General features: G+C 70.5%; 19 protein-coding genes. 18 read left to right on the top strand and 1 reads right to left on the bottom strand.

All coding sequences use genetic code 11. The features are described 5' to 3' along the window. The coding region (locus tag VNR19_RS15885) for an AAA family ATPase (protein ID WP_491715946.1) at positions 1 to 914 on the top strand (914 nt) is incomplete at its 5' end. 213 nt (positions 915 to 1,127) lie between these two features. Then, on the top strand, positions 1,128 to 2,159 hold the full coding sequence (locus VNR19_RS15880; protein WP_325728239.1) for a hypothetical protein: 1,032 nt from the start codon (positions 1,128 to 1,130) through the stop codon (positions 2,157 to 2,159). Positions 2,160 to 2,161: 2 nt separating this feature from the next. Here VNR19_RS15880 and VNR19_RS15875 read toward each other — a convergent pair whose 3' ends face one another. Beyond that, entirely contained in the window at positions 2,162 to 2,623 is a 462-nt protein-coding gene (locus VNR19_RS15875) for a hypothetical protein (protein ID WP_325728238.1), read from the bottom strand. A 238-nt stretch (positions 2,624 to 2,861) separates the two neighbouring features. On the opposite strand from VNR19_RS15875, the gene rpsD reads away from it, so the two are divergent. The 16 genes from rpsD to pyrR all read left to right on the top strand — a co-directional run bounded on the left by rpsD (position 2,862) and on the right by pyrR (position 20,253). Then, a complete protein-coding gene (rpsD, locus tag VNR19_RS15870; protein WP_325728237.1) occupies positions 2,862 to 3,491 on the top strand; it encodes a 30S ribosomal protein S4 in 630 nt (209 codons plus the stop codon). 120 nt (positions 3,492 to 3,611) lie between these two features. Next, the gene (locus VNR19_RS15865; protein WP_325728236.1) at positions 3,612 to 3,887 is read left to right on the top strand and encodes an ATPase; all 276 of its coding nucleotides are present in this window, start codon (positions 3,612 to 3,614) and stop codon (positions 3,885 to 3,887) included. Between the two features lie 78 nt (positions 3,888 to 3,965). Next, positions 3,966 to 6,626 carry an alanine--tRNA ligase gene (gene alaS, locus VNR19_RS15860; RefSeq protein WP_325728235.1) on the top strand — a complete coding sequence of 887 codons (2,661 nt, stop codon included), beginning with the start codon at positions 3,966 to 3,968 and terminating at the stop codon, positions 6,624 to 6,626. Between the two features lie 10 nt (positions 6,627 to 6,636). Continuing rightward, entirely contained in the window at positions 6,637 to 7,110 is a 474-nt protein-coding gene (ruvX, locus tag VNR19_RS15855; protein ID WP_325728234.1) for a Holliday junction resolvase RuvX, read from the top strand. 2 nt (positions 7,111 to 7,112) lie between these two features. After that, positions 7,113 to 8,960: an endolytic transglycosylase MltG gene (mltG, locus tag VNR19_RS15850; RefSeq protein ID WP_325728233.1), complete on the top strand. Its 1,848-nt coding sequence runs from the start codon at positions 7,113 to 7,115 to the stop codon at positions 8,958 to 8,960. Next, positions 8,930 to 9,796: a shikimate dehydrogenase gene (locus tag VNR19_RS15845; RefSeq protein ID WP_325728232.1), complete on the top strand. Its 867-nt coding sequence runs from the start codon at positions 8,930 to 8,932 to the stop codon at positions 9,794 to 9,796. Before mltG ends, VNR19_RS15845 begins: the two co-directional genes overlap by 31 nt. 30 nt (positions 9,797 to 9,826) lie before the next feature. After that, a complete protein-coding gene (gene aroC / locus VNR19_RS15840) occupies positions 9,827 to 11,080 on the top strand; it encodes a chorismate synthase (protein WP_325728231.1) in 1,254 nt (417 codons plus the stop codon). Further along, positions 11,064 to 11,639: a shikimate kinase gene (locus tag VNR19_RS15835; RefSeq protein WP_325728230.1), complete on the top strand. Its 576-nt coding sequence runs from the start codon at positions 11,064 to 11,066 to the stop codon at positions 11,637 to 11,639. The genes aroC and VNR19_RS15835 overlap by 17 nt, the downstream gene beginning before the upstream one ends. Further along, positions 11,636 to 12,712 carry a 3-dehydroquinate synthase gene (gene aroB, locus VNR19_RS15830; RefSeq protein WP_325728229.1) on the top strand — a complete coding sequence of 359 codons (1,077 nt, stop codon included), beginning with the start codon at positions 11,636 to 11,638 and terminating at the stop codon, positions 12,710 to 12,712. The genes VNR19_RS15835 and aroB overlap by 4 nt, the downstream gene beginning before the upstream one ends. 40 nt (positions 12,713 to 12,752) lie before the next feature. Further along, positions 12,753 to 13,307, top strand: a complete 555-nt coding sequence (locus tag VNR19_RS15825; protein WP_325728228.1) for a GNAT family N-acetyltransferase — start codon at positions 12,753 to 12,755, stop codon at positions 13,305 to 13,307. A gap of 9 nt (positions 13,308 to 13,316) precedes the next feature. Continuing rightward, positions 13,317 to 13,775, top strand: a complete 459-nt coding sequence (locus VNR19_RS15820; protein WP_325728227.1) for a type II 3-dehydroquinate dehydratase — start codon at positions 13,317 to 13,319, stop codon at positions 13,773 to 13,775. 129 nt (positions 13,776 to 13,904) lie between these two features. Next, complete coding sequence (efp, locus tag VNR19_RS15815; protein ID WP_325032173.1) at positions 13,905 to 14,465, top strand: elongation factor P; 561 nt, start codon at positions 13,905 to 13,907, stop codon at positions 14,463 to 14,465. A 9-nt stretch (positions 14,466 to 14,474) separates the two neighbouring features. Next, a complete protein-coding gene (gene nusB, locus VNR19_RS15810) occupies positions 14,475 to 14,885 on the top strand; it encodes a transcription antitermination factor NusB (RefSeq protein WP_325728226.1) in 411 nt (136 codons plus the stop codon). 43 nt (positions 14,886 to 14,928) lie between these two features. Then, entirely contained in the window at positions 14,929 to 17,955 is a 3,027-nt protein-coding gene (locus VNR19_RS15805; RefSeq protein WP_325728225.1) for a DEAD/DEAH box helicase, read from the top strand. Positions 17,956 to 18,043: 88 nt separating this feature from the next. Next, the gene (locus VNR19_RS15800) at positions 18,044 to 19,618 is read left to right on the top strand and encodes a Rieske 2Fe-2S domain-containing protein (protein WP_325728224.1); all 1,575 of its coding nucleotides are present in this window, start codon (positions 18,044 to 18,046) and stop codon (positions 19,616 to 19,618) included. 101 nt (positions 19,619 to 19,719) lie between these two features. After that, positions 19,720 to 20,253 carry a bifunctional pyr operon transcriptional regulator/uracil phosphoribosyltransferase PyrR gene (gene pyrR / locus VNR19_RS15795; protein ID WP_325728223.1) on the top strand — a complete coding sequence of 178 codons (534 nt, stop codon included), beginning with the start codon at positions 19,720 to 19,722 and terminating at the stop codon, positions 20,251 to 20,253. Positions 20,254 to 20,256 lie beyond the last annotated feature (3 nt).

Here is a 20,256-nt window from a genome sequence, read left to right as displayed (position 1 = left end):
TGCTGTCACGATCGTTGCTGCTCACCCTCCAACCGCTCACCGACGACGACCTCGGCATGCTCATCGACCGCGCGGTCGACGATCCGCGCGGACTCGCCGGCGCCGTGGAACTCGCGCCCGGGGCGCGTGATGCGCTCATCCGACTCGCATCCGGCGACGCGCGCCGCGCGCTCACCGCCCTCGAGGCCGCGGCGTCGATCGCGGCTCCAGACGTCGACGCCGAGACCGCAGCGGCCGACGATCACGGCTCCGAGGACGGCGCCGAGGCGCAGGCGCCCATCGAGATCACCGCCGAGCACATCGCGCAGGCGGTCGACCGTGCCCTCCTGCGGTACGACCGTCAGGGCGACGAGCACTACGACGTCATCAGCGCGTTCATCAAGTCGATCCGCGGCTCCGACGTCGACGCCGCGCTGCACTACCTCGCGCGCATGATCGAGGCCGGCGAAGACCCGCGATTCATCGCGCGCAGGCTCATCATCTCGGCATCCGAAGACATCGGCCTCGCCGACCCGCACGCGCTGCCGCTGGCCGTCGCGGCCGCCGACGCCGTTCAGTTCATCGGCATGCCCGAGGGGCGCATCCCGCTCGCCGAGGCGACGGTGTATCTCGCGTCGACGGCGAAGTCCAATGCCGCGTACGTCGCGCTCGACAAGGCGATCGCCGACGTGCGGGCCGGCGGTTTCGGGCGCGTTCCGACACACCTGCGCGACGCGCACTACCCGGGCGCGAAGCGCCTCGGGCACGGCAAGGGCTACAAGTACCCGCACGACTCCGAGGTCGGCGTGGTCGCGCAGCAGTACCTTCCCGACGAGCTGCGCGGCAAGCGCTATTACGAGCCCACGAACCACGGCCAGGAACGCGACGTGCAGGCCCGGCTCGAGAAGATCCGCAGGATCCTCGGCGGCGGCTGACTCACGCCATGGCAGGCGCCCGCCGCGGCGTTCGAGCGCGCTCTCGACGACGATGAGGGCGAGGAGCGCGACCAGCGCGGCGCAGCTCGTGATGTGGAGCGGGGTCGCCCACGGGGAGTGATCGGCCCCACTGATCAGGAACGCGTCGGCGAGCGCCGTCCCCGGCCCGAACGGGGCGATGAGTATGCGGCGCGTGCCCGTGCCGTGACGAGCATGGCGCACGACGGCATGGGTATCCACGGTGAGACGATCCGTGCGGTCGCGACACTCCTTGAGCGAGGCGATCGCGACCCCGCCGTGTGGGCGTGCGACGAGTGGAGGGCGATGATGCGAGAGAACCGGATGCCGCGACCCGCCGTGATCGGAGCGCTGGCGGTCCTCGCCGCTGTGGTGCTGGCCGGGTGCGCGACCCCACGGGACGACGCGGTCCCGCCGGGTGGAGCCCCGGACGCGGACTCGGCTGCGCTGGTCACGACGAAGCATCCGGTCACCGTGCTCGACGACGGTGACGGCGCCGAGCTGTGCCTCGGAGCCATGGCCGCCTCGTATCCGCCGCAGTGCGGCGGTCCCTCCATGATCGGGTGGGATTGGAATCGGTACGTCGGGCAGTTCGAGGAAGCGGCGGGCGTCCGCTGGGGGCTGTTCATCCTCACGGGCACGTACGACCCCGCCGCCGATGCCTTCACCGCGATCGAGGTCGAGCCCGGCGCGGACTACGAGTGGCCCGAGGTGGATGTGACCGACTTCTCCACGCCGTGCCCGGAACCCGACGGCGGATGGCGCGTGGTCGACGAGTCGAAGGCGACCTTCGAGGCGATGAACGCCACGTTCGAGCGTGCGCAGCTGCTCGACGGCTATGCGACCGCGTGGATGGACCAGTCGCCGAACCCCGCCGCGCGGCCCGGGGCCGCCGAGGGGTCGGAGACGCTGATGAACGACCCGCTGCTCACGATCGTGAACGTCCGGGTCACCGGCGATCCGTCCGCCGCGGAGGCCGCGCTGCGCGAGGTGTGGGGCGGAATGCTGTGCGTCACCCAGGCGACCCGCACGGCCGCGGAGCTGCAGTCGATCCAGAGCGAGATCGTGTCGTCGACTCCCGGTGTGCTATCGGCCGGCGAGAACGGGATGTCGGGTGTCGTCGACGTGACGGTGGTCTACGACGACGGGGCGCTCCAGGACCGCTTCGACGACGAGTACGGTCCCGGGGTGGTGCGCGTGATGTCGTCGCTCGTGCCCGCGGCCTGAGATCACCCGTCGTCCACCGCGAACCAGAACGACGCGGAGTCGCCGCCCTCGCGGGCGAGGCGGATCTCCCAGCATCCGGGTTCGTCGAGCGCGAACCCGATGCCCCATTCGTCGCCCGGGCGGTCGAAGTTGCTGGAGGCATGCGATTCAGGCCCCCAGTCGGGGTCTCGGGTCGAGCCGTCCGGCCGGACCACCTCGGCCGAGAGGTCTCCTGAGCCCGTCATGCGGACGATGAGCTTGTGGACCGTGTCGCCCGCGGTGAGCTCTCGCGGGTCGGCCGTCTCGAGCAGCCCGAACGCGGTCACGCCGTCCGACGCCGTGGCCTCCGTGACCATGCCCACCGCCGGCGACGCCGGATCGCACCCCGCTCGGCCGAGCGGACCGAGCTCACCCTCCGCAGCCGCACAGCCCGTGAGGGCGAGAGCGCCGGCCAGGACGACGCCGAGAGCATGCCCGCGAACCATGTGCTCACTATCGCACCGAGGGCCGACACGGGTGACTGCCGCGCGACGCGCATCCGATATCGGCCGCCGAATGCGCCTCTGATAGACTTGATCGGCTCGAAACCGGGTTTTCGGGCATCTCCCTTCTCCGACCAAGACCTTCCGGCGTGCCCCGGCGTGCAGTCCGGACAGGGCGAGAAGTGGGGGATACGTCCGCGAGCCGTGAAAGACACGGCCGCGTAAACGGAAGGAACACTTCGTGGCAACGAAGTCCCAGGACCGCCGCAAGGTCCGCCTGTCGCGCGCGCTCGGCGTCGCGCTGACCCCGAAGGCAGCCCGCTACCTCGAGAAGCGTCCGTACGCTCCGGGCGAGCACGGCCGCACGAAGCGCAAGGCCGACAGCGACTACGCCGTCCGTCTGCGTGAGAAGCAGCGTCTTCGCGAGCAGTACAACATCCGCGAGAAGCAGCTTCGCATCCAGTTCGAAGAGGCCCGCCGCAAGGACGGCCTGACCGGTGAGAACCTCGTCGAGCAGCTCGAGATGCGTCTCGACGCCCTCGTGCTCCGTTCGGGCTTCGCCCGCACCATGGCGCAGGCCCGCCAGCTCGTCGTGCACCGTCACATCCTCGTCGACGGCCAGCTCGTCGACCGCCCGTCGTTCCGCGTGAAGCCGGGCCAGCTCATCCACGTCAAGCCCAAGAGCGAGAGCCTCGAGCCGTTCCAGGTCGCAGCCGCCGGCGGTCACGCCGACGTCCTGCCCCCGGTTCCGCCGTACCTCGAGGTCGAGCTCGACAAGCTCCAGGCCCGGCTCGTGCGTCGCCCGAAGCGCGCCGAGGTCCCGGTCGTCTGTGACGTCCAGCTGGTCGTCGAGTACTACGCAGCTCGCTGATCTGCTGCGCAGCTCGCTGATCAGAGCACTTGCGCGAAGGGCGCCGGATCCACCCCGGCGCCCTTCGCCGTTCTCGCTTAAGATGGACCGATGCCGCGCCCGCGGCGAAGGAGTGGTGACATGAAGAACCTGGTGTGGTTCGTGCTCGGCTTGGCCGGCGGCTTCGTCCTCGCGCACTTCGTCAACAAGGACCCCCGCGGCCGTGAGGTGCTCGCCGACATCGACGCGCGCATCGCCGAGTTCACCGATCGCATCAGCGCGGCGTACCACGAGCAGGAGGCGCGCTTCTCGGACGGTTCCGAGGCGGCGGCGGACGCGGCGGCCGAGGCGGTCGCCGCGGCATCCGACTCTGCAGCCTCCGGCGACACGGATGCCGCACCCAAGCCCGCCGCCTGACCCATCGGCTCGCCCGATCCGCTTGCATCCTCCCGCCGTGCCGGGACAGGATCCGCTCGTCCCGAGGAACACCCACGAATGAAGACCGCCGAGATCGCCCGTCGCTTCCTGGCCTATTTCGAGAAGAAGGACCACACGATCGTGCCGTCGGCGTCGCTCGTCACCGACGACCCGGCGCTGCTGTTCACGGTCGCGGGCATGGTGCCGTTCATCCCGTACCTGTCGGGTGACGTGCCGCCGCCGTATCCGCGCGCAGCCGACAACCAGAAGTGCATCCGCACTAACGACATCGAAGAGGTCGGCAAGACGCCGCGCCACGGCACGTTCTTCCAGATGCTCGGCAACTGGTCTTTCGGCGACTACTTCAAGCGCGAGGCGATCGGCTACGCGTGGGAGCTCCTCACGACGCCCGAGGACGAGGGCGGTCTCGGGTTCGACCCCGCCGACCTGTGGGTGACCGTCTACGAGGAGGACGACGAGGCCTACGGCCTGTGGCGAGAGATCGCAGGTCTGCCCGAAGACCGCATCCAGCGCTTGGGCAAGGACACGAACTACTGGAGCACGGGCCTGCCGGGTCCTGCAGGCCCCTGCTCGGAGATCTTCTTCGACCGCGGGCCCGAATACGGCGTCGACGGAGGTCCCGCAACCGACGACGACCGCTACGTCGAGATCTGGAACCTCGTGTTCATGCAATACGAGATCACGAACGTGCGGTCGAAGTACGACTTCGACGTTGTCGGCGAGCTGCCCGCGAAGAACATCGACACCGGCATGGGCCTCGAGCGCATCGCGTTCATCAAGCAGGGCGTCGACAACATGTACGAGACCGACCAGGTGCGGCCGGTCCTCGACAAAGCGGTCGAGCTGTCGGGCCGCACGTACGGCGCCGACCACGACGACGACGTGCGCTTCCGCATCGTCGCCGACCACGTGCGCTCGTCGCTCATGCTGCTGGCCGACGGCGTGACGCCGTCGAACGACGGTCGCGGGTACATCCTGCGGCGCCTCATGCGTCGTGTGATCCGCTCGATGCGCCTCCTGGGCGTCGAGGGGCCGACGTTCGCCGAGCTGTTCGCGGCGTCGCGCGACGCGATGGCCGAGGCGTACCCGGTCGTCGCGGAGGACTGGGGCCGCATCTCGCAGTACGCCCTCGCCGAGGAGGAGACGTTCCTGCGCACGCTCGCGGCGGGCTCGGCGCTCCTCGACGAGTCGCTCGCCCAGACGAAGGCTTCCGGCGGCACGACGATCCCCGGATCCGAGGCGTTCCTCCTGCACGACACGTACGGTTTCCCGATCGACCTGACGCTCGAGATCGCGCAGGAGGCGGGCCTCACGGTGGACCGCGCCGCGTTCGACTCGCTCATGCAGGAGCAGCGTCAGCGTGCGAAGGCGGATGCGCGGGCGCGCAAGCGCCAGCTCGCCGACACGAGCGTGTACCGCGACCTCCGTGCGCGCGGCGAGACCGTGTTCACGGGCTACACCGACCTGCAGACGGAGTCGACGGTGCTCGGCATCCTCGTCGACGGCATGCCGGCGGATCGTGCGACCACCGGCCAGATCGCCGAGGTCATCCTCGCCGAGACCGCGCTCTACGCGGAGTCGGGCGGACAGGTGGCCGACAAGGGCATCATCGTCGGGCCCGGGTACGAGCTCGACGTCCTCGACGTGCAGAAGCCCGTGCCGGGTCTGATCAGCCACACGGTCGAGGTGACCTCGGGCGAGGTCGGCGTCGGACAGCCCGCCACGTCGGTCGTCGACGCCGAGAACCGGCGCGCGGCGCGTCAGGCGCACTCGGCGACCCACCTCGTGCACGCGGCGCTGCGCGACACCCTCGGGCGCTCGGCGACGCAGGCGGGCTCGCTCAACCGCGCGGGCTACCTGAGGTTCGACTTCAGCTGGGGTCAGGCGCTCTCCGACGAGACGAAGACCGAGATCGAGGAGATCGCGAACAACGCGGTGCGAGAGAACCTCGAGGTCACGACGCGCGTGCTGCCGCTCGACGAGGCTCGCTCGCTCGGTGCGATCGCGCTGTTCGGCGAGAAGTACGGCGACACCGTGCGCATGGTCGACATCGGCGGTCCCTGGTCGCGTGAGCTCTGCGCCGGCACGCACGTCTCGACGAGTGCCGAGGTGGGGCTCATCAGCCTGGTCGGCGAGTCGTCCGTCGGCGCGTCGAACCGCCGTGTCGAAGCTCTCGTGGGCCTCGATGCATTCCGCCAGCTCGCGGCCGAGCGCGCCCTCGTGTCGCAGCTCACCGCGACGCTCAAGACTCCGCGCGAGCAGCTGCCCGCGCGCATCGCCGAGCTCACGGCGAACCTCAAGGCCGCCGAGAAGAAGATCGCCGCGTACGAGGCGAAGGCCCTCGCCGATCGTCTGCCGACGCTCGTCGAGAAGGCGACGACGGTCGGCCCGCACCGCGTGGTCGCCGAGTCGCTCGGCACGGCTTCGTCCGCCGACGACGTGCGCTCCCTCGCCCTCCAAGTGCGCGATCGACTCGGTTCCGACGCCGCGGTGGTCGCCCTCGGTGCGCAGCTCAACGGGCGCCCCGTCGTCGTCGTCGCGACGAACGAGGCGGCGCGCGCCGCGGGTGCCAAGGCCGGGGTGCTCGCGAAGGCGGCGGCGACCGCTCTGGGCGGCGGTGGCGGCGGACGTGACGACGTCGCCCAAGGCGGCGGAACGGATGCCGCCGCGATGCCGTCCGCGCTGGCGGCCGTGAAGGGCGCGCTGAACGCGGCGTGAACCGACCGGCATGAGCGAGTTCCGCAGGGGAGTCCGCCTCGGGGTCGATGTCGGCCGGGCGCGGATCGGCGTCGCACGATGCGACCCCGACGGGCTGCTCGCGACTCCCGTCGAGACCGTGCCGCGCTCGGACGCGTCCGTCGCGCGGATCCGCGAGCTCATCGCGGAGTACGAGCCGCTCGAAGTCCTCGTCGGCCTGCCGTTGAGCCTGAGCGGCGGCGACACGCCGTCGACCGCGGATGCGCGCGATTTCGCCGCGGCGCTGGCTGCCGCATCCGACGTGCCCGTCCGCCTCGTCGACGAGCGCCTCAGCACGGTTTCGGCACACGCGGCGCTGCGTGGTTCGGGCAGAACCCAGCGTTCGTCTCGTAGCATTGTTGACCAGGTCGCGGCGGTGGTCCTGCTCCAACAGGCTCTCGATGTCGAGAAGAACACCGGGCGACCGCCCGGCATACCCGTACCCGCCGCCGAGGAGCCCGCCTGAACATGCCGCAGTCGCCTTCGCCGTACGACGACCCGTTCGCGGGCCTGTTCGGCAAGCTGCCCGACCCGCGAGCCCACCTGGCGCGATCGGCCTCAGAGAGCACCGGGCACAGCGGCGACGGTGGGCGAAACGGCGCCCTCCCTCCGCAGACCGGGGGAGTGCCGGCGGCGCACACGGGTTCGGTGCCCGCGCAGGCCGGATCGGTGCCCGCGCAGGCCGGCTCAGCGGGCGTGAACGGCGGCGGGGCCGAGACGGGAGCGGTCCCGACGCAGACGGGCAGCGTGCCGATGTCACGACGTGCGATGCGCGAAGCCGCTGCGCGTGAGGCTGCCGCTCGCGCGGCCGCGAGCGGAGCGGTGCCCGTGACCCCCGCACAGCAGACCCCCGCACAGCAGACCCCGGGTCAGCAGGCTCCGGCACCCCAGCAGCCGCCCACGACGGCGTTCGAGAGGCCGGTCTCGGCATCCGTCCCTCCCGCCTCCACGCCGACCAACCCGGTTGGTCAGACCGACCCGACCGCGCCGACCGCGGACGAGGTCGACGACGACCCGGTTCGCGGCTGGCCGTTCTCAGGCGAAGCGGCGGCGCAGCCGGCGCTGCCGTACAGCCGCACGGGGAGCATCCCGATCATCCCGGAGTCGCAGGCGAGGCCGGCCTCCGCACGGCCTGCCGATGCGGGCGATGCGGACGGAGGCCTCGAAGCCCTCTTCACAGGCGAAGTGTCGACGGCGGACATCGGCGCCCCGCCGCCTCCGACCGACAAGCGCAAGCGCCGCATCGGCGGCTGGATCGCGCTGGGCGTCATCGTCGCCCTGCTGGGGGGGATCGCGCTCGGCGGCTGGTGGGTGTGGAACACCTACGAGAGGCAGATCCGCGCGGTGCTCGGCTGGGAGGAGCCGAAGGACTACGAGCCGGGGATGGCGAACGGCGAGGCGCTCGTGACGATCGTGTCGGGTGACACGGGCCAGTCGATCTCACCCAAGCTCTACGAGGCCGGCGTCACGAAGACGCCCGAGGCGTTCTACTCGTACCTCATCGAGACGCAGCAGAACCCGCCGTTCCAGCCCGGCGTGTTCCGCCTTCAGAAGCAGATGACCTCCGAGGCCGCGCTCGCGATGATCCTCGATCCCGCGAGCAAACTCGAGAACTCGGCGCTCGTCCCTGAAGGCAAGACGGTCGACCAGACGATCGAGATCCTCGCCGACAGCCTCCAGATCCCGCTCGAGGACTTCCAAGCCGCGGTCGCCGATCCGTCGGCGTACGGTGTCGGAGCGGACTCGCTCGAGGGATGGCTGTTCCCGGCGATGTACACGTTCGACCCCGGTGTCACCGCCACCGACGTCATCGCCCGCATGGTCGACCGCACGATCCAGTCCCTCGACCAGGCCGGTGTGCCCGTCGAAGAGCGCCAGCGCATCCTCACGATCGCCTCGATCATCCAGCGCGAAGCCCGCTACGAAGACGACATGCAGAAGGTTTCACGGGTCATCCAGAACCGCCTCGACCCGAACAACCAGGAGACCTTCGGCCTCCTGCAGATGGACTCGACCGCGCAGTACGGCTACGGCGAGATGCATGACGGCACAGCCAGCTCGTCCGAAGAGGCGCTGACCGACCCCAACCCGTGGAACACGTACGTGCACCCGGGACTGCCGATCGGACCGATCTCGAACCCCGGCGATGTGGCGATCTCCGCGGCGATGCATCCCGCCGACGGCGATTGGCTCTACTTCGTGACGGTCAACCTCGACACGGGCGAGACCGTGTTCACCTCGAACATCGATGATCACAATCGGGCCGTCGAACAATGGCGAGCCTGGTGTCGCGACCACCCGGACTCGGGGTGCTGACGGGCCGCCGGCTCGCGGTGTGGGGCGATCCCATCGCCCACAGCCGCTCTCCGCAGCTCCACGGCGCCGCCTACCGTGCGCTCGGCCTCGACTGGGAGTACGGGCGCGAGCGCGTACACGAGGCGTCGTTCGCGTCGCGCCTCGCACAGCTCGGCGAGCCGTGGCGCGGTCTGTCGCTCACGATGCCGCTCAAGGGCGTCGCCTTCGAAGCCGCCCGGACACGGGATCGCGCGGCGGAGTTCACGGGCGCCGTCAACACACTGCTGCTCGCCGAGGGCGGTCCGCACGGCTACAACACCGACGTGGGCGGCATCGTGCGGTTCCTGACCGAGCAGGGCGTCAGGGACCCCGCGCGTGCGCGCATCGTCGGCGCCGGCGCGACGGCGACGTCCGCTCTCATGGCGCTCGACACGATGGGCGTGCGCGAGGTCGAGGTCGCGGCCCGTCGCCCCGAGGCGGCCGAGCATCTCATGGCGCTCGGCGAGCGCGTCGGGGTTCGGGTGACTCCGACCCGCATCGACGTGCCCACGGGCGCCGTCGACCTCACGATCGCGACGCTTCCGGGCGGAGCGGACATCGCGGATGCCACAGCCGACCGCCTCGCGGCATCCGGCGGTCCCCTCCTCGACGTCGTCTACGGTCACTGGCCGACGGTGCTCGCAACCGCGTGGGAGCGTGCGGGGGCGCGGGCTTGGGACGGCAGCGGGATGCTGCTGCACCAAGCCGTGCTGCAGGTGCGCGTGTTCGTGATGGGCGATCCTGGCTCGGTCCTGCCGCACGAGGACGACGTCGACGCGGCGATGCGCGCGGCGCTCGCGGCATCCGTGTCGGCGTAACCGTCCCTCGTGGCGTGGGAGACTGGAGCAATGCTCCGTGTGCTCACGGCCGGCGAATCGCACGGCCCCGAACTCATCGCCGTCATGGAGGGTCTTCCGGCCGGCGTCCCGGTGTCTCGCAGCGCGATCCAGGCGGATCTGGCCCGCCGCAAGCTCGGATACGGCCGCGGCTCGCGCATGAAGTTCGAAGAGGATGAGCTGACCATCTCGGCCGGCGTGCGTCATGGCTACTCTCTCGGAAGCCCCATCGCGCTGCGCATCGGCAACACCGAGTGGCCGAAGTGGGTCGAGGTGATGAGCGCCGAGCCCGTCGAGCTCACCGAGAAGTCGCGCGGTCGCGGAGCCGCGCTCACACGTCCGCGACCGGGTCACGCCGACCTCGTCGGCATGCAGAAGTACGGGTTCGACGAGGCCCGCCCGATCCTCGAGCGCGCGAGCGCGCGCGAGACGGCGGCTCGTGTCGCGCTGGGCGCGGTCGCCCGGTCGTTCCTGTCCGAGCTCGGCATCCGCCTCGTGAGCCACACGCTGTCGATCGGCCCTGTACGGGTCCCCGAAGGAGCGGCCCTGCCGACCCCCGACGACGTCGACACGCTCGACGCCGATCCGCTGCGGTGCTTCGATCCCGACACGTCGGCGCGCATGGTCGCCGAGGTCGACGCGGCGCGCAAGGACGGAGACACGCTCGGGGGCATCGTCGAGGTGCTCGCGTACGGTCTTCCGCCGGGCCTCGGTTCTCACGTGCACTGGGACCGCCGACTCGACGGGCGGCTCGCGCAGGCCCTCATGAGCATCCAGGCGATCAAGGGCGTGGAAGTCGGCGACGGCTTCGAGACGACGCGCCGACGCGGCTCAGCCGCCCACGACGAACTCTTCGCGGCCGACGGCGGAATCACGCGGGCGAGCGACCGCGCGGGCGGAACCGAGGGCGGAATGTCGACGGGCACGGTGTTGCGCGTGCGCGCGGGCATGAAGCCGATCGCGACGGTTCCCCGCGCACTGCGCACGGTGGACGTGACGACGGGCGACGCGGCATCCGCACATCACCAGCGCTCCGACGTGTGCGCCGTTCCCGCGGCGGGCGTCGTCGCCGAGGCGATGGTCGCGATCGTGCTCGCCGAGGCCGTGCTCGAGAAGTTCGGCGGCGACTCGGTCGCCGAGACGCGCCGCAACCTCGAGTCCTACCTCGCGGCGATCCCCGAGACCCTGCGCTCGTCCGGCGAGAGCGACCCGTCGCTCGGCGCCGACGACGCGGAGCCGCTCGCCGAGCATGACCTCGCCCACTGAGCACGCGCCCGTGCCCGTGGCACGGGAGGCGGCATCCGCCGTCGTCCTCATCGGGCCGATGGGCGCCGGAAAGACCAGCGTCGGACGGCGTGTCGCCAAGGCGCTCGCGCTGCCCTTCACCGACACCGACGCGGCCGTCGCGCGTGAGCACGGGCCGCTCGAGACGGTGTTCGCGACCCAGGGCGAGAAGCGCTTCCGCGAGCTCGAGCGCGACGCGGTGCGTGCGGCGCTCGCAACCGGCGGCGTCGTGTCGCTCGGCGGGGGAGCGGTGCTCGATCCGCGCACACGCGCCGACCTCGCGCGGCACCGGGTCGTGCTGCTCACCGTGACACCCAGGGTGGTGGAGGGGCGCATCCGCGGCTCGAACCGCCCCCTGCTGCAGACCGAGGATCCGCTCGAGCGGTGGACCGCGATCTTCCGCGAGCGGCGCCCGCTGTACGACGAGGTCGCCGACATCGAGTTCGACACGTCGACGGGGCCGCTGCAGGACGTCGTCGACGCGATCGTCGAGTGGGTCCGCAGCGGCGCACGACCGGCCACCGCCCAGGAGGAGACATGAGCGAGCCCACCACCATCACCGTGCAGGGTGAGGCCCCGTACGACGTGCGCGTGGGGCGCGGCATCCTGCGCACACTCGGCGACGCCGTGCCCGCGTCGGCCCGCAAGGTGCTCATCGTGCATCCGCCGACCCTCGCCGCACAGGCCGAGCGGCTGCGCGAGGGTCTCCTCGCGGACCGCGAGGTGCTGCTCGCCGAGATCCCCGACGCCGAGCAGGGCAAGCGCATCGAGGTCGCCGCGTTCTGCTGGCAGATCCTCGGACAGGCGGACTTCACGCGCACCGACGCGATCGTCGGGTTCGGCGGCGGCGCGGTCACCGACCTCGCCGGGTTCGTCGCGGCGACGTGGCTGCGGGGCGTGGCCGTCGTGCAGGTGCCGACGACGGTGCTGGGCATGGTCGATGCGGCGGTCGGCGGCAAGACGGGCATCAACACGGCCGAGGGCAAGAACCTCGTCGGCGCGTTCTGGCCGCCCCGCGCCGTGATCTGCGATCTGGATCTGCTCGACTCGCTCGGCCGCAACGAGCTCGTGGCCGGCTTCGCCGAGGTCGTGAAGGCCGGGTTCATCTGGTATCCGGAGATCCTCGATCTGATCGAGGCGGATGCCGCGGCCGTCGTCGACCCGCGCGGTGACGCGTTCCGCCGCTGCGTCGAGCTTGCGATCGACATGAAGGCGCGGGTCGTGGGGGAGGACCTGCGCGAAGCGGGGCTGCGCGAAGTGCTCAACTACGGCCACACCCTCGGCCACGCGATCGAGCACGCCGAGCGCTACCGCTGGCGCCACGGCGCGGCGATCTCGATCGGCATGGTCTTCGCGGCCGAGCTGTCCCGGCTCGCGGGCCGGTTGTCGGATGCCGCCGCCCAGCGCCACCGCGACATCCTCGAACTTCTCGGGCTGCCGACCTCGTATCGTGCGGGGGCGTGGCCGCAGCTGCTCGCGACCATGCAGCGCGACAAGAAGGCGCGCGGAGGGATGCTGCGGTTCATCGTGCTGGACGACATCGCGAAGCCCACGACGCTGCAGGCCCCCGACGAGTCGCTGCTCTTCGCGGCGTACCAGGAGGTCGCGGGCTGAAAGCTCGGCGGAGCGCGAGCATCGTCGCTAGGGTGGCGGGATGCTGAGCATCCGTCGTGTTCGCGCCGACGAATGGGAGGCCGTGCGCGACCTGCGTCTCGAGTCGCTGAGCGACCCGCTCGCCCCGATCGCGTTCCTCGACACGCGCGCCGGCGCCGAAGCCCGCAGCGACGACTTCTGGCGCGACCGCACCGCACGGGCGGCCGAGAGCGACGACGGCGCGCAACTCGTGGCCGAAGACGACGGCGAATGGGTCGGGTCGCTCACGGTCCTCCTGCGACGGCCGGGCGGCATGGATCACCTCCACCGCACGGCGTCGCACCCGGCCGCCGACGTCGTGGGCGTGTGGGTGCGACCCACGCACCGCGGCGACGGAACGATCGACGCGCTGCTCGATGCGGCGGTGAAGTGGGCCCTCGCGCACGGGGCGCAGGCGGTGTCGCTCGACGTGCACGTCGACAACCATCGCGCTCAGAACGCATACCGACGGTTCGGGTTCCGCGAGACGGGCGAAGTGACGCAGAGCGTCGCGGGGAGAGAGCTGCGGATGACGTGGCAGCCCGATCGCTCAGAGAGCGCCGCCGACCCTCGCTAGGGTGATGGCGTGACGACTCCGCGGCGCCTGCTTCTCGTGAACGGACCGAACCTCAATCTCCTGGGCGTGCGAGAGCCCGACGTCTACGGCACCGAGACCCTCGCGGACGTCGAACGCATCGCAGCGGATGCCGCGCGGGCGCGCGGGTTCGAGATCCGCGCCGTGCAGAGCAACCACGAGGGCGTGCTCCTCGACGCGATCCACGCCGCGCGCGAGGACTGCGCGGGCATCGTGATCAACCCCGGCGGGCTCACGCACACGTCGGTCGTGCTGCGCGATGCGCTCTCCGGTGTGGGTCTGCCGGTCGCGGAGGTGCACATCTCCGACATCTCGAAGCGCGAGCCCTTCAGGCAGCACTCTTACGTCGCCGATGTCGCCCTCGTGCACGTGGTGGGCGAGGGCGTCCGGGGGTACGCGACCGCGGTCGCGCGCCTCATCGACGTCATCACAGGGCAGGCCGACGGCTGATCCTCCGGTGTCGGCCCCGAGGCATCCCGTAGAATCGAACGTCGGCCGTTGACGGACGCGCCCGGCCCCAGTCTCGTCCGGCCCGCACCGGGGCCGCCTCATCACCACACGAACGGACTTCCCACACACATGGCATCGACCGCAGACATCAAGAACGGCGTCGTCCTCAACATCGACGGACAGCTCTGGAGCGTCGTCGAGTTCCAGCACGTCAAGCCCGGCAAGGGCGGGGCGTTCGTGCGCACGAAGCTCAAGAACGTCGTCACGGGCAAGGTCGTCGACAAGACCTACAACGCGGGCGCGAAGGTCGACATCGAGAACGTCGACCGCCGCGACTTCACGTACCTCTACAACGACGGCGACAGCTTCGTGTTCATGGACACGACCGACTACGACCAGTTGTCGGTGCCCGCGGCGACCGTCGGCGACGCGAAGAACTTCCTGCTCGAGAACCAGCAGGTGACGATCGCCCTCAACAACGGGAACCCGCTCTACATCGACCTCCCGGCCTCGGTCGTGCTCGAGATCACCTACACCGAGCCGGGTCTGCAGGGCGACCGCTCGTCGGCGGGCACCAAGCCCGCGACGGTCGAGACCGGCTACGAGATCCAGGTCCCGCTGTTCCTCGAGACGGGCACGAAGGTCAAGGTCGACACCCGTACGGGCGAGTACCTCGGCCGCGTCAACTGACGCCGCGCGATGAGCGCACGAACGAAAGCGCGCAAGCGCGCACTCGACATCCTCTTCCAGAGCGACATCCGTGGTGAGGCGCTGCCGACCGTGCTGGCCGCCGAGGCCGAGCGCGCCGCGAACGAGCCCGCTCGTGAGGCGTCGTGGCTGTACGCACGCGAGATCGTCGACGGCGTGATCGACAACCAGGCCGAGATCGACGAGCTCATCACCACCTACGCGAAGGACTGGTCCCTCGCGCGCATGCCCGCGGTCGACCGCGCCCTGCTGCGGATCGGCGTGTGGGAGATCGTCTACAACGACGAGGTGCCGACGGCGGTCGCGATCGACGAGGCCGTCGAGCTCGCGAAGGAATTCTCGACCGACGAGTCGGGCGCGTTCGTGCACGGGGTCCTCGCGCGCATCGCGCGCGCCGGCTGACGCCGGGGCGGTTCTGTCGGAGCGGGGGACCAGGATGCATCCCGTGACCCCGCCCTTCGACGACGCCGCACACCGCGGCATGGCCCCGCGGGAAGTGGTGGCGTCGGCGTCCTCCGACTGGCGGCGCCTCTTCGCGGCATCCGCTTCGCCTGTCCCGGGCGCGACCACCGCGCTCGCCCTCGGTGTCGAGCTGCGCCAGCGCGTGCGCCGTGACGGCTCGGCGTGGTCGCCCGTCAAGGCCGAGACGGCGACCGCGCGTGGCCTGCACCGGCACGGGGCAGACGTGCTGGTGGGCCTGCGACCGCTCGAGCGCGGTGCGCGCGACGACGCGTGGATCAAGGGCGATGCGTCGTGGGATGAGGTGCGACGTCCGGGCAATCGCTACGACCCCGCGCAGGCGCGCTGGCTCACCGAGTTGCACAGCATCGGCCGCGACCTGCGCACGTACGGCACGTTCTCAGACGTCGCCGAATGGCTCACCCTCGACGACATCACATCGTCGCTGCTGTGGCCTCACCTCGAGAAGGCGGAGCGGCTCGGCATCCCGATCGTCGCCACGAAGCGTCACCAGTCGGTCGAGCTCGTGGACGGGGCGTCCGTGTCGGTTCGCGTGTCACAGCGGTCGGGCGCGCTCAGCGTCGCGCCGGAGGTCGTGATCGGGGGAGCGGAGGCGGATGCCGCGAGCGTCCGCCCCATCGGCGGCAGCGGCGTCTACAGGTTCGAGGTGACGGGCGAGCGCATCCGCATCGACCTCGCGCGCGCGTCGGTGCCCGACGCCGTGCGGGCACTGCTCATGGCGTCGGCGCCGGTCGAGGTTCCCGCTCACGACGCCGAGGAGTTCATCGCCGAGCACCTCGCGCCGCTGTCGCGGCACGTGACGGTGCGTGCGCCGGGCATCGAGATCCCGTCGCCCGATCGGCCGACGCTCGTCCTCGGCGTGCGGTTCTCGCCGTCGCATCGGCTGGAGTACTCGCACTCGTGGCGGTACCTCGGGCGCGACGACATCCCGTTCGACGCACCCGACCCCACCGACCGCGAATCCGAAGCCGAAGACGCGATCCGGCAACGCGTCGAGGAGGTCTGGAAGGAGGAGTCTCCGGTCGAATGGGCGCCCACCGCGGTGCTGACCGGGCTCGACGCGGCCGAGTTCGCGGCGCGCGTGCTTCCGCGCCTCGAGGCGCTCGGCGGCGTCGTGGTCGAGGTGACGGGGGAGCGGCCCCGCTATCGCGAGCTGACGGGCGACCCGCGCATCGAGGTCACGACGGTCGAATCGCCCGATCCGGACTGGTTCGACCTCGGCGTCGTGGTGACCATCGACGGGCGGCGCATCCCGTTCGGCAAGCTCTTCACCGCGCTGTCGCGCGGCCGGCGAAAGATGCTCCTGAGCGACGGCGCGTACTTCTCGCTGTCGCATCCGTCGCTGGCGAGGCTGCGCGAGCTCATCGAGGAGGCGGGTGAGCTCGACGAGTGGGAGACGGGCCCTCGCCTCAACCGCTACCAGACCACGCTGTGGGCGGATTTCGAGGACCTCGCCGATCAGTCGGAGCCCGCGGTGTCGTGGCGCGTGATCGCCGACGGCCTTCGCGACGCCGAGGGCGTGCCCGAGACGCCGCTGCCGCGCGGACTGCGCGCGGACCTGCGCCCGTATCAGCGCGCGGGGTACGACTGGCTCGCGTTCCTGTGGCATCACCGTCTGGGCGGCATCCTCGCCGACGACATGGGTCTCGGCAAGACGCTCCAGCTCCTCGCGCTCATCGCGCACACGCGCGACGCGGGAGAGCGCCGCCCGTTCCTCGTGGTGGCTCCCACATCGGTCGTGTCGACGTGGCGCACCGAGGCCGCACGCTTCACTCCCGACCTGCGCATGAGCGTGCTCGACGGCGCGCGAGGCGAGCAGAAGCGCGGAGCGGATGCCCCGACTGTCGCGCGGGCCGCAGCATCCGCCGATGTCGTCGTCACGTCCTACACGCGCCTGCGCCTCGACGAGTCCGGGTTCGCGGACGTCGAGTGGGCCGGGCTCGTTCTCGACGAGGCGCAGTTCGTGAAGAACCAGGCCACCAAGACGCACCAGGCGGTCGCGGCGCTGCGCGCCGACGTCGTGTACGCCGTCACCGGCACGCCGCTCGAGAACAGCCTGAGTGAGCTGTGGGCGCTGCTCGCGCTCGCGGCGCCAGGGCTCTTCCCATCGGCGCGGCGCTTCCGCGAGGAGTACGTCGGGCCGATCGAGCAGGGCAGGGTGCCGGAGAACCAGGAGGGCGGCGAGTACCGCGCCGGACGCGTCGCGCGCCTGCGGCGCCGCATCCGCCCGCTCGTGCTGCGCCGCACGAAGGAGCTCGTCGCCGCCGACCTGCCGCCGAAGCAGGAGCAGGAGGTCGCGGTCGAACTGGGGCCCGCGCACCGGGCGCTGTACGACACCATGCTGCAGCGCGAGCGGCAGAAGGTGCTGGGCCTGCTCGAAGACCTCGACCGCAACCGGTTCATCGTGTTCCGGTCACTGACGCTGCTGCGGATGCTGAGCCTGGCGCCCGAGCTCATCGACCCGGAGTACGCGCACATCGAGCCGAGCAAGCTCACCGCACTGTTCGAACAGCTCGACGAGGTGCTGGCCGAGGGCCACCGCGCGCTCGTGTTCAGCCAGTTCACGTCGTTCCTGGGGCTCGTCGCCGAGCGACTCGAGGAGCGCGGCATCCGCCACGCGTACCTCGACGGATCGACTCGCGACCGCGACTGCGCGGTCGCGAGCTTCCGCACGGGAGAGGCGCCCGTGTTCCTCATCAGCCTGAGGGCCGGTGGTTTCGGTCTGACGCTCACCGAGGCGGACTACGTGTTCTTGCTCGACCCGTGGTGGAACCCCGCCGCAGAAGCCCAGGCGGTCGACCGAGCGCACCGCATCGGGCAGGAGCGCCCCGTCAACGTCTATCGGCTGATCGCGGCGGGAACGATCGAGGAGAAGGTCATGGCGCTGCAGCAGCGGAAAGCGCGGCTGTTCCGCGCCGTCATGGACGACGACGCGCTGTTCGGACGTGCGCTCTCGGCCGACGACATCCGGGGACTGTTCGAGCAGGACTGACCCGCGGATCGGCATTTCCACGGCCGTCCGTCCGAGGCCCCGATCCGACCTCGCCTACAATCGGTGTGCGTCGATCGGAAGGATTTCCATGCGCATCACGGGCCTCGGCCATGCCGGCATGTTCATCGAGACGGCAGGCGGGAGCATCCTCTGCGACCCCGTCATCGGGCCGACGTTCTTCGGCTCGTGGTTCCCGTTCCCCGACAACCGGGCGCTCGACTGGGAGCGCTTCGGCAAGGCGGACTTCCTCTACATCTCCCACCGGCACCGCGACCACTTCGACCCGGCGCTCATGGAGCGGTACGTGCCGAAGGACATCAAGGTGCTCCTGCCGGAGTATCCGACGGACGACCTCGAGACCGACCTGCGCAAGCTCGGCTACGACAACATCATCTACACCCAGGCGGGTGTGCCGCTCGAGTTCGGCCCGCTCAAGATCATGGTGACGCCCCTGCGCGCGCCGAGCGACGGTCCGATCGGCGATTCGTCGCTGAGCGTCGACGACGGCACGGCGAGCATCCTCAACCAGAACGACTCGCACCCGCTCGACCTCGAGAAGCTCATGGCGTTCTCGAAGCCCGAGGCGTACTTCACGCAGGTGTCGGGCGCGATCTGGTGGCCCATGGTCTACGACCTGCCGCAGGACGCCAAGCAGAACTTCGCGCGCCTCAAGCGCGAGGCGCAGAACAAGCGCGCGATGTACTACATCGAGAAGATCGATGCCGAGCACGTCTTCCCGATGGCCGGCCCGCCGATGTTCCTGCGCGAGGAGCTGTTCCGCTATAACGGCTACGGCCTCGAAGACGACGCGATCTTCACCGACCAGCGCCAGTTCCTGGAGCACATGGCCGAGCTGCGGCCCCAGCAGAAGGGGTATCTCTTCCTGCCCGGCACGCAGGTCGACCTGAACAACGGCGAGATCGAGGTGACGCAGACCCTGTACTCGGATGCCGAGATCGAGCGCATCTTCGGTGACAAGTGGTCGTACCTCGCCGAGCAGCGCGACTCGCGCCAGGACGAGATCCGTGCCGAGGAGGCGTCGCGCGCCGCGGTGCTGCCGCCCGACGAGATGCTCGCGGCGCTCAAGGAGTGGTGGGAGCCGCTCCTGCGCCGCGCGCGCACGATCCGCAACGGCGTCGGAGGGCCCGTGCGCTTCACGATCGGCGAGCTCGACATGGTCGCCGACTTCCCGAAGGCGAAGCTGCGCGAGTACGACGGCGAAGACGTCGAGTTCTGGTACACGATTCCCGCCGACCTCGTGTCGACGAACATCCGCGATCACGAGATCGACTGGTCGAACTCGATCTTCCTGTCGATGCAGTTCCAGGCAGGGCGCAAGGGCAAGTTCAACGAGTTCATCTACACGTTCCTCAAGTGCCTCTCGCGCGACCGCATCGAGTACGTCGAGAACTGGTACGCCGAGCAGTCCGACACGTCCGAGGACGCCCAACTGGGCGACTGGATCGTGCAGCGCCGCTGCCCGCACCTGCGTGCCGACCTGACGAAGACGGGCAAGATCGAGGACGGCGTGCTCACGTGCAGCCTCCACGACTGGAAGTGGGACCTGGCGTCGGGGCGCTGCCTCACGACGCAGGGGCACCCGATCCGTGCGACGCAGGTGGAGGACGACCTGCACCGCGACGCCACTCAGCCGGCCGCCTGACTCCCGGCGGTCCGCCCGGCGCACGCGATCGCGTCGGGTAGGGTGGGAGTCACGACAGCAACCTTTAACCCCGTCCCGTGAGGCGGAGAAGGGAGCGGCGGATGAGCACGCGCACCGTGCTGCACGAGGCCGACATCGCCCGGGCTCTGACTCGGATCTCGCACGAGATCCTCGAGTCCAACAAGGGGCCCCAGAATCTGGTGATCCTCGGCATCCCCACCCGCGGAGTCACGCTCGCCGAGCGCATCGGATCGCTCGTGAGCGAGTTCGGCGGCGAGTCCGTACCGGTCGGCTCGCTCGACGTCACGATGTACCGCGATGACCTGCACCGCAACCCGACCCGCTCCCCGCAGCCGACGCAGATCCCGCCCGGCGGCATCGACGGCAGAATCGTGGTGCTCGTCGACGACGTGCTGTTCTCGGGGCGCAGCATCCGTGCCGCCCTCGACGCCCTTCAGGACATCGGGCGCCCCGCCGTCGTGCGTCTCGCGACTCTCATCGATCGTGGCCACCGCGAGCTTCCGATCCGCCCCGACTTCGTCGGCAAGAACCTGCCGAGCGCGCGCGACGAGCGCGTGTTCGTGCGCCTTGCGGAGGTCGACGGGGAAGAGTACGTCTCGATCGAGGGGCGGTGAGCG

Origin of the sequence: Microbacterium sp. (assembly GCF_035556355.1) — a bacterium.
In the GTDB taxonomy this organism is placed as follows: domain Bacteria; phylum Actinomycetota; class Actinomycetes; order Actinomycetales; family Microbacteriaceae; genus Microbacterium.
This window is presented reverse-complemented; position numbering and strand designations above follow the sequence as displayed.

Bases quoted from the DNA above. Each gene is read 5' to 3' on its own strand.
- VNR19_RS15880 (WP_325728239.1), top strand. From the start codon at position 1,128: ATGGCGCACGACGGCATGGGTATCCACGGTGAGACGATCCGTGCGGTC.
- VNR19_RS15875 (WP_325728238.1), bottom strand. From the start codon at position 2,623: ATGGTTCGCGGGCATGCTCTCGGCGTCGTCCTGGCCGGCGCTCTCGCC.
- VNR19_RS15865 (WP_325728236.1), top strand. From the start codon at position 3,612: ATGAAGAACCTGGTGTGGTTCGTGCTCGGCTTGGCCGGCGGCTTCGTC.
- alaS (WP_325728235.1), top strand. From the start codon at position 3,966: ATGAAGACCGCCGAGATCGCCCGTCGCTTCCTGGCCTATTTCGAGAAG.
- ruvX (WP_325728234.1), top strand. From the start codon at position 6,637: ATGAGCGAGTTCCGCAGGGGAGTCCGCCTCGGGGTCGATGTCGGCCGG.
- mltG (WP_325728233.1), top strand. From the start codon at position 7,113: ATGCCGCAGTCGCCTTCGCCGTACGACGACCCGTTCGCGGGCCTGTTC.
- aroC (WP_325728231.1), top strand. From the start codon at position 9,827: ATGCTCCGTGTGCTCACGGCCGGCGAATCGCACGGCCCCGAACTCATC.
- VNR19_RS15835 (WP_325728230.1), top strand. From the start codon at position 11,064: ATGACCTCGCCCACTGAGCACGCGCCCGTGCCCGTGGCACGGGAGGCG.
- aroB (WP_325728229.1), top strand. From the start codon at position 11,636: ATGAGCGAGCCCACCACCATCACCGTGCAGGGTGAGGCCCCGTACGAC.
- VNR19_RS15825 (WP_325728228.1), top strand. From the start codon at position 12,753: ATGCTGAGCATCCGTCGTGTTCGCGCCGACGAATGGGAGGCCGTGCGC.
- efp (WP_325032173.1), top strand. From the start codon at position 13,905: ATGGCATCGACCGCAGACATCAAGAACGGCGTCGTCCTCAACATCGAC.
- nusB (WP_325728226.1), top strand. From the start codon at position 14,475: ATGAGCGCACGAACGAAAGCGCGCAAGCGCGCACTCGACATCCTCTTC.
- VNR19_RS15800 (WP_325728224.1), top strand. From the start codon at position 18,044: ATGCGCATCACGGGCCTCGGCCATGCCGGCATGTTCATCGAGACGGCA.
- pyrR (WP_325728223.1), top strand. From the start codon at position 19,720: ATGAGCACGCGCACCGTGCTGCACGAGGCCGACATCGCCCGGGCTCTG.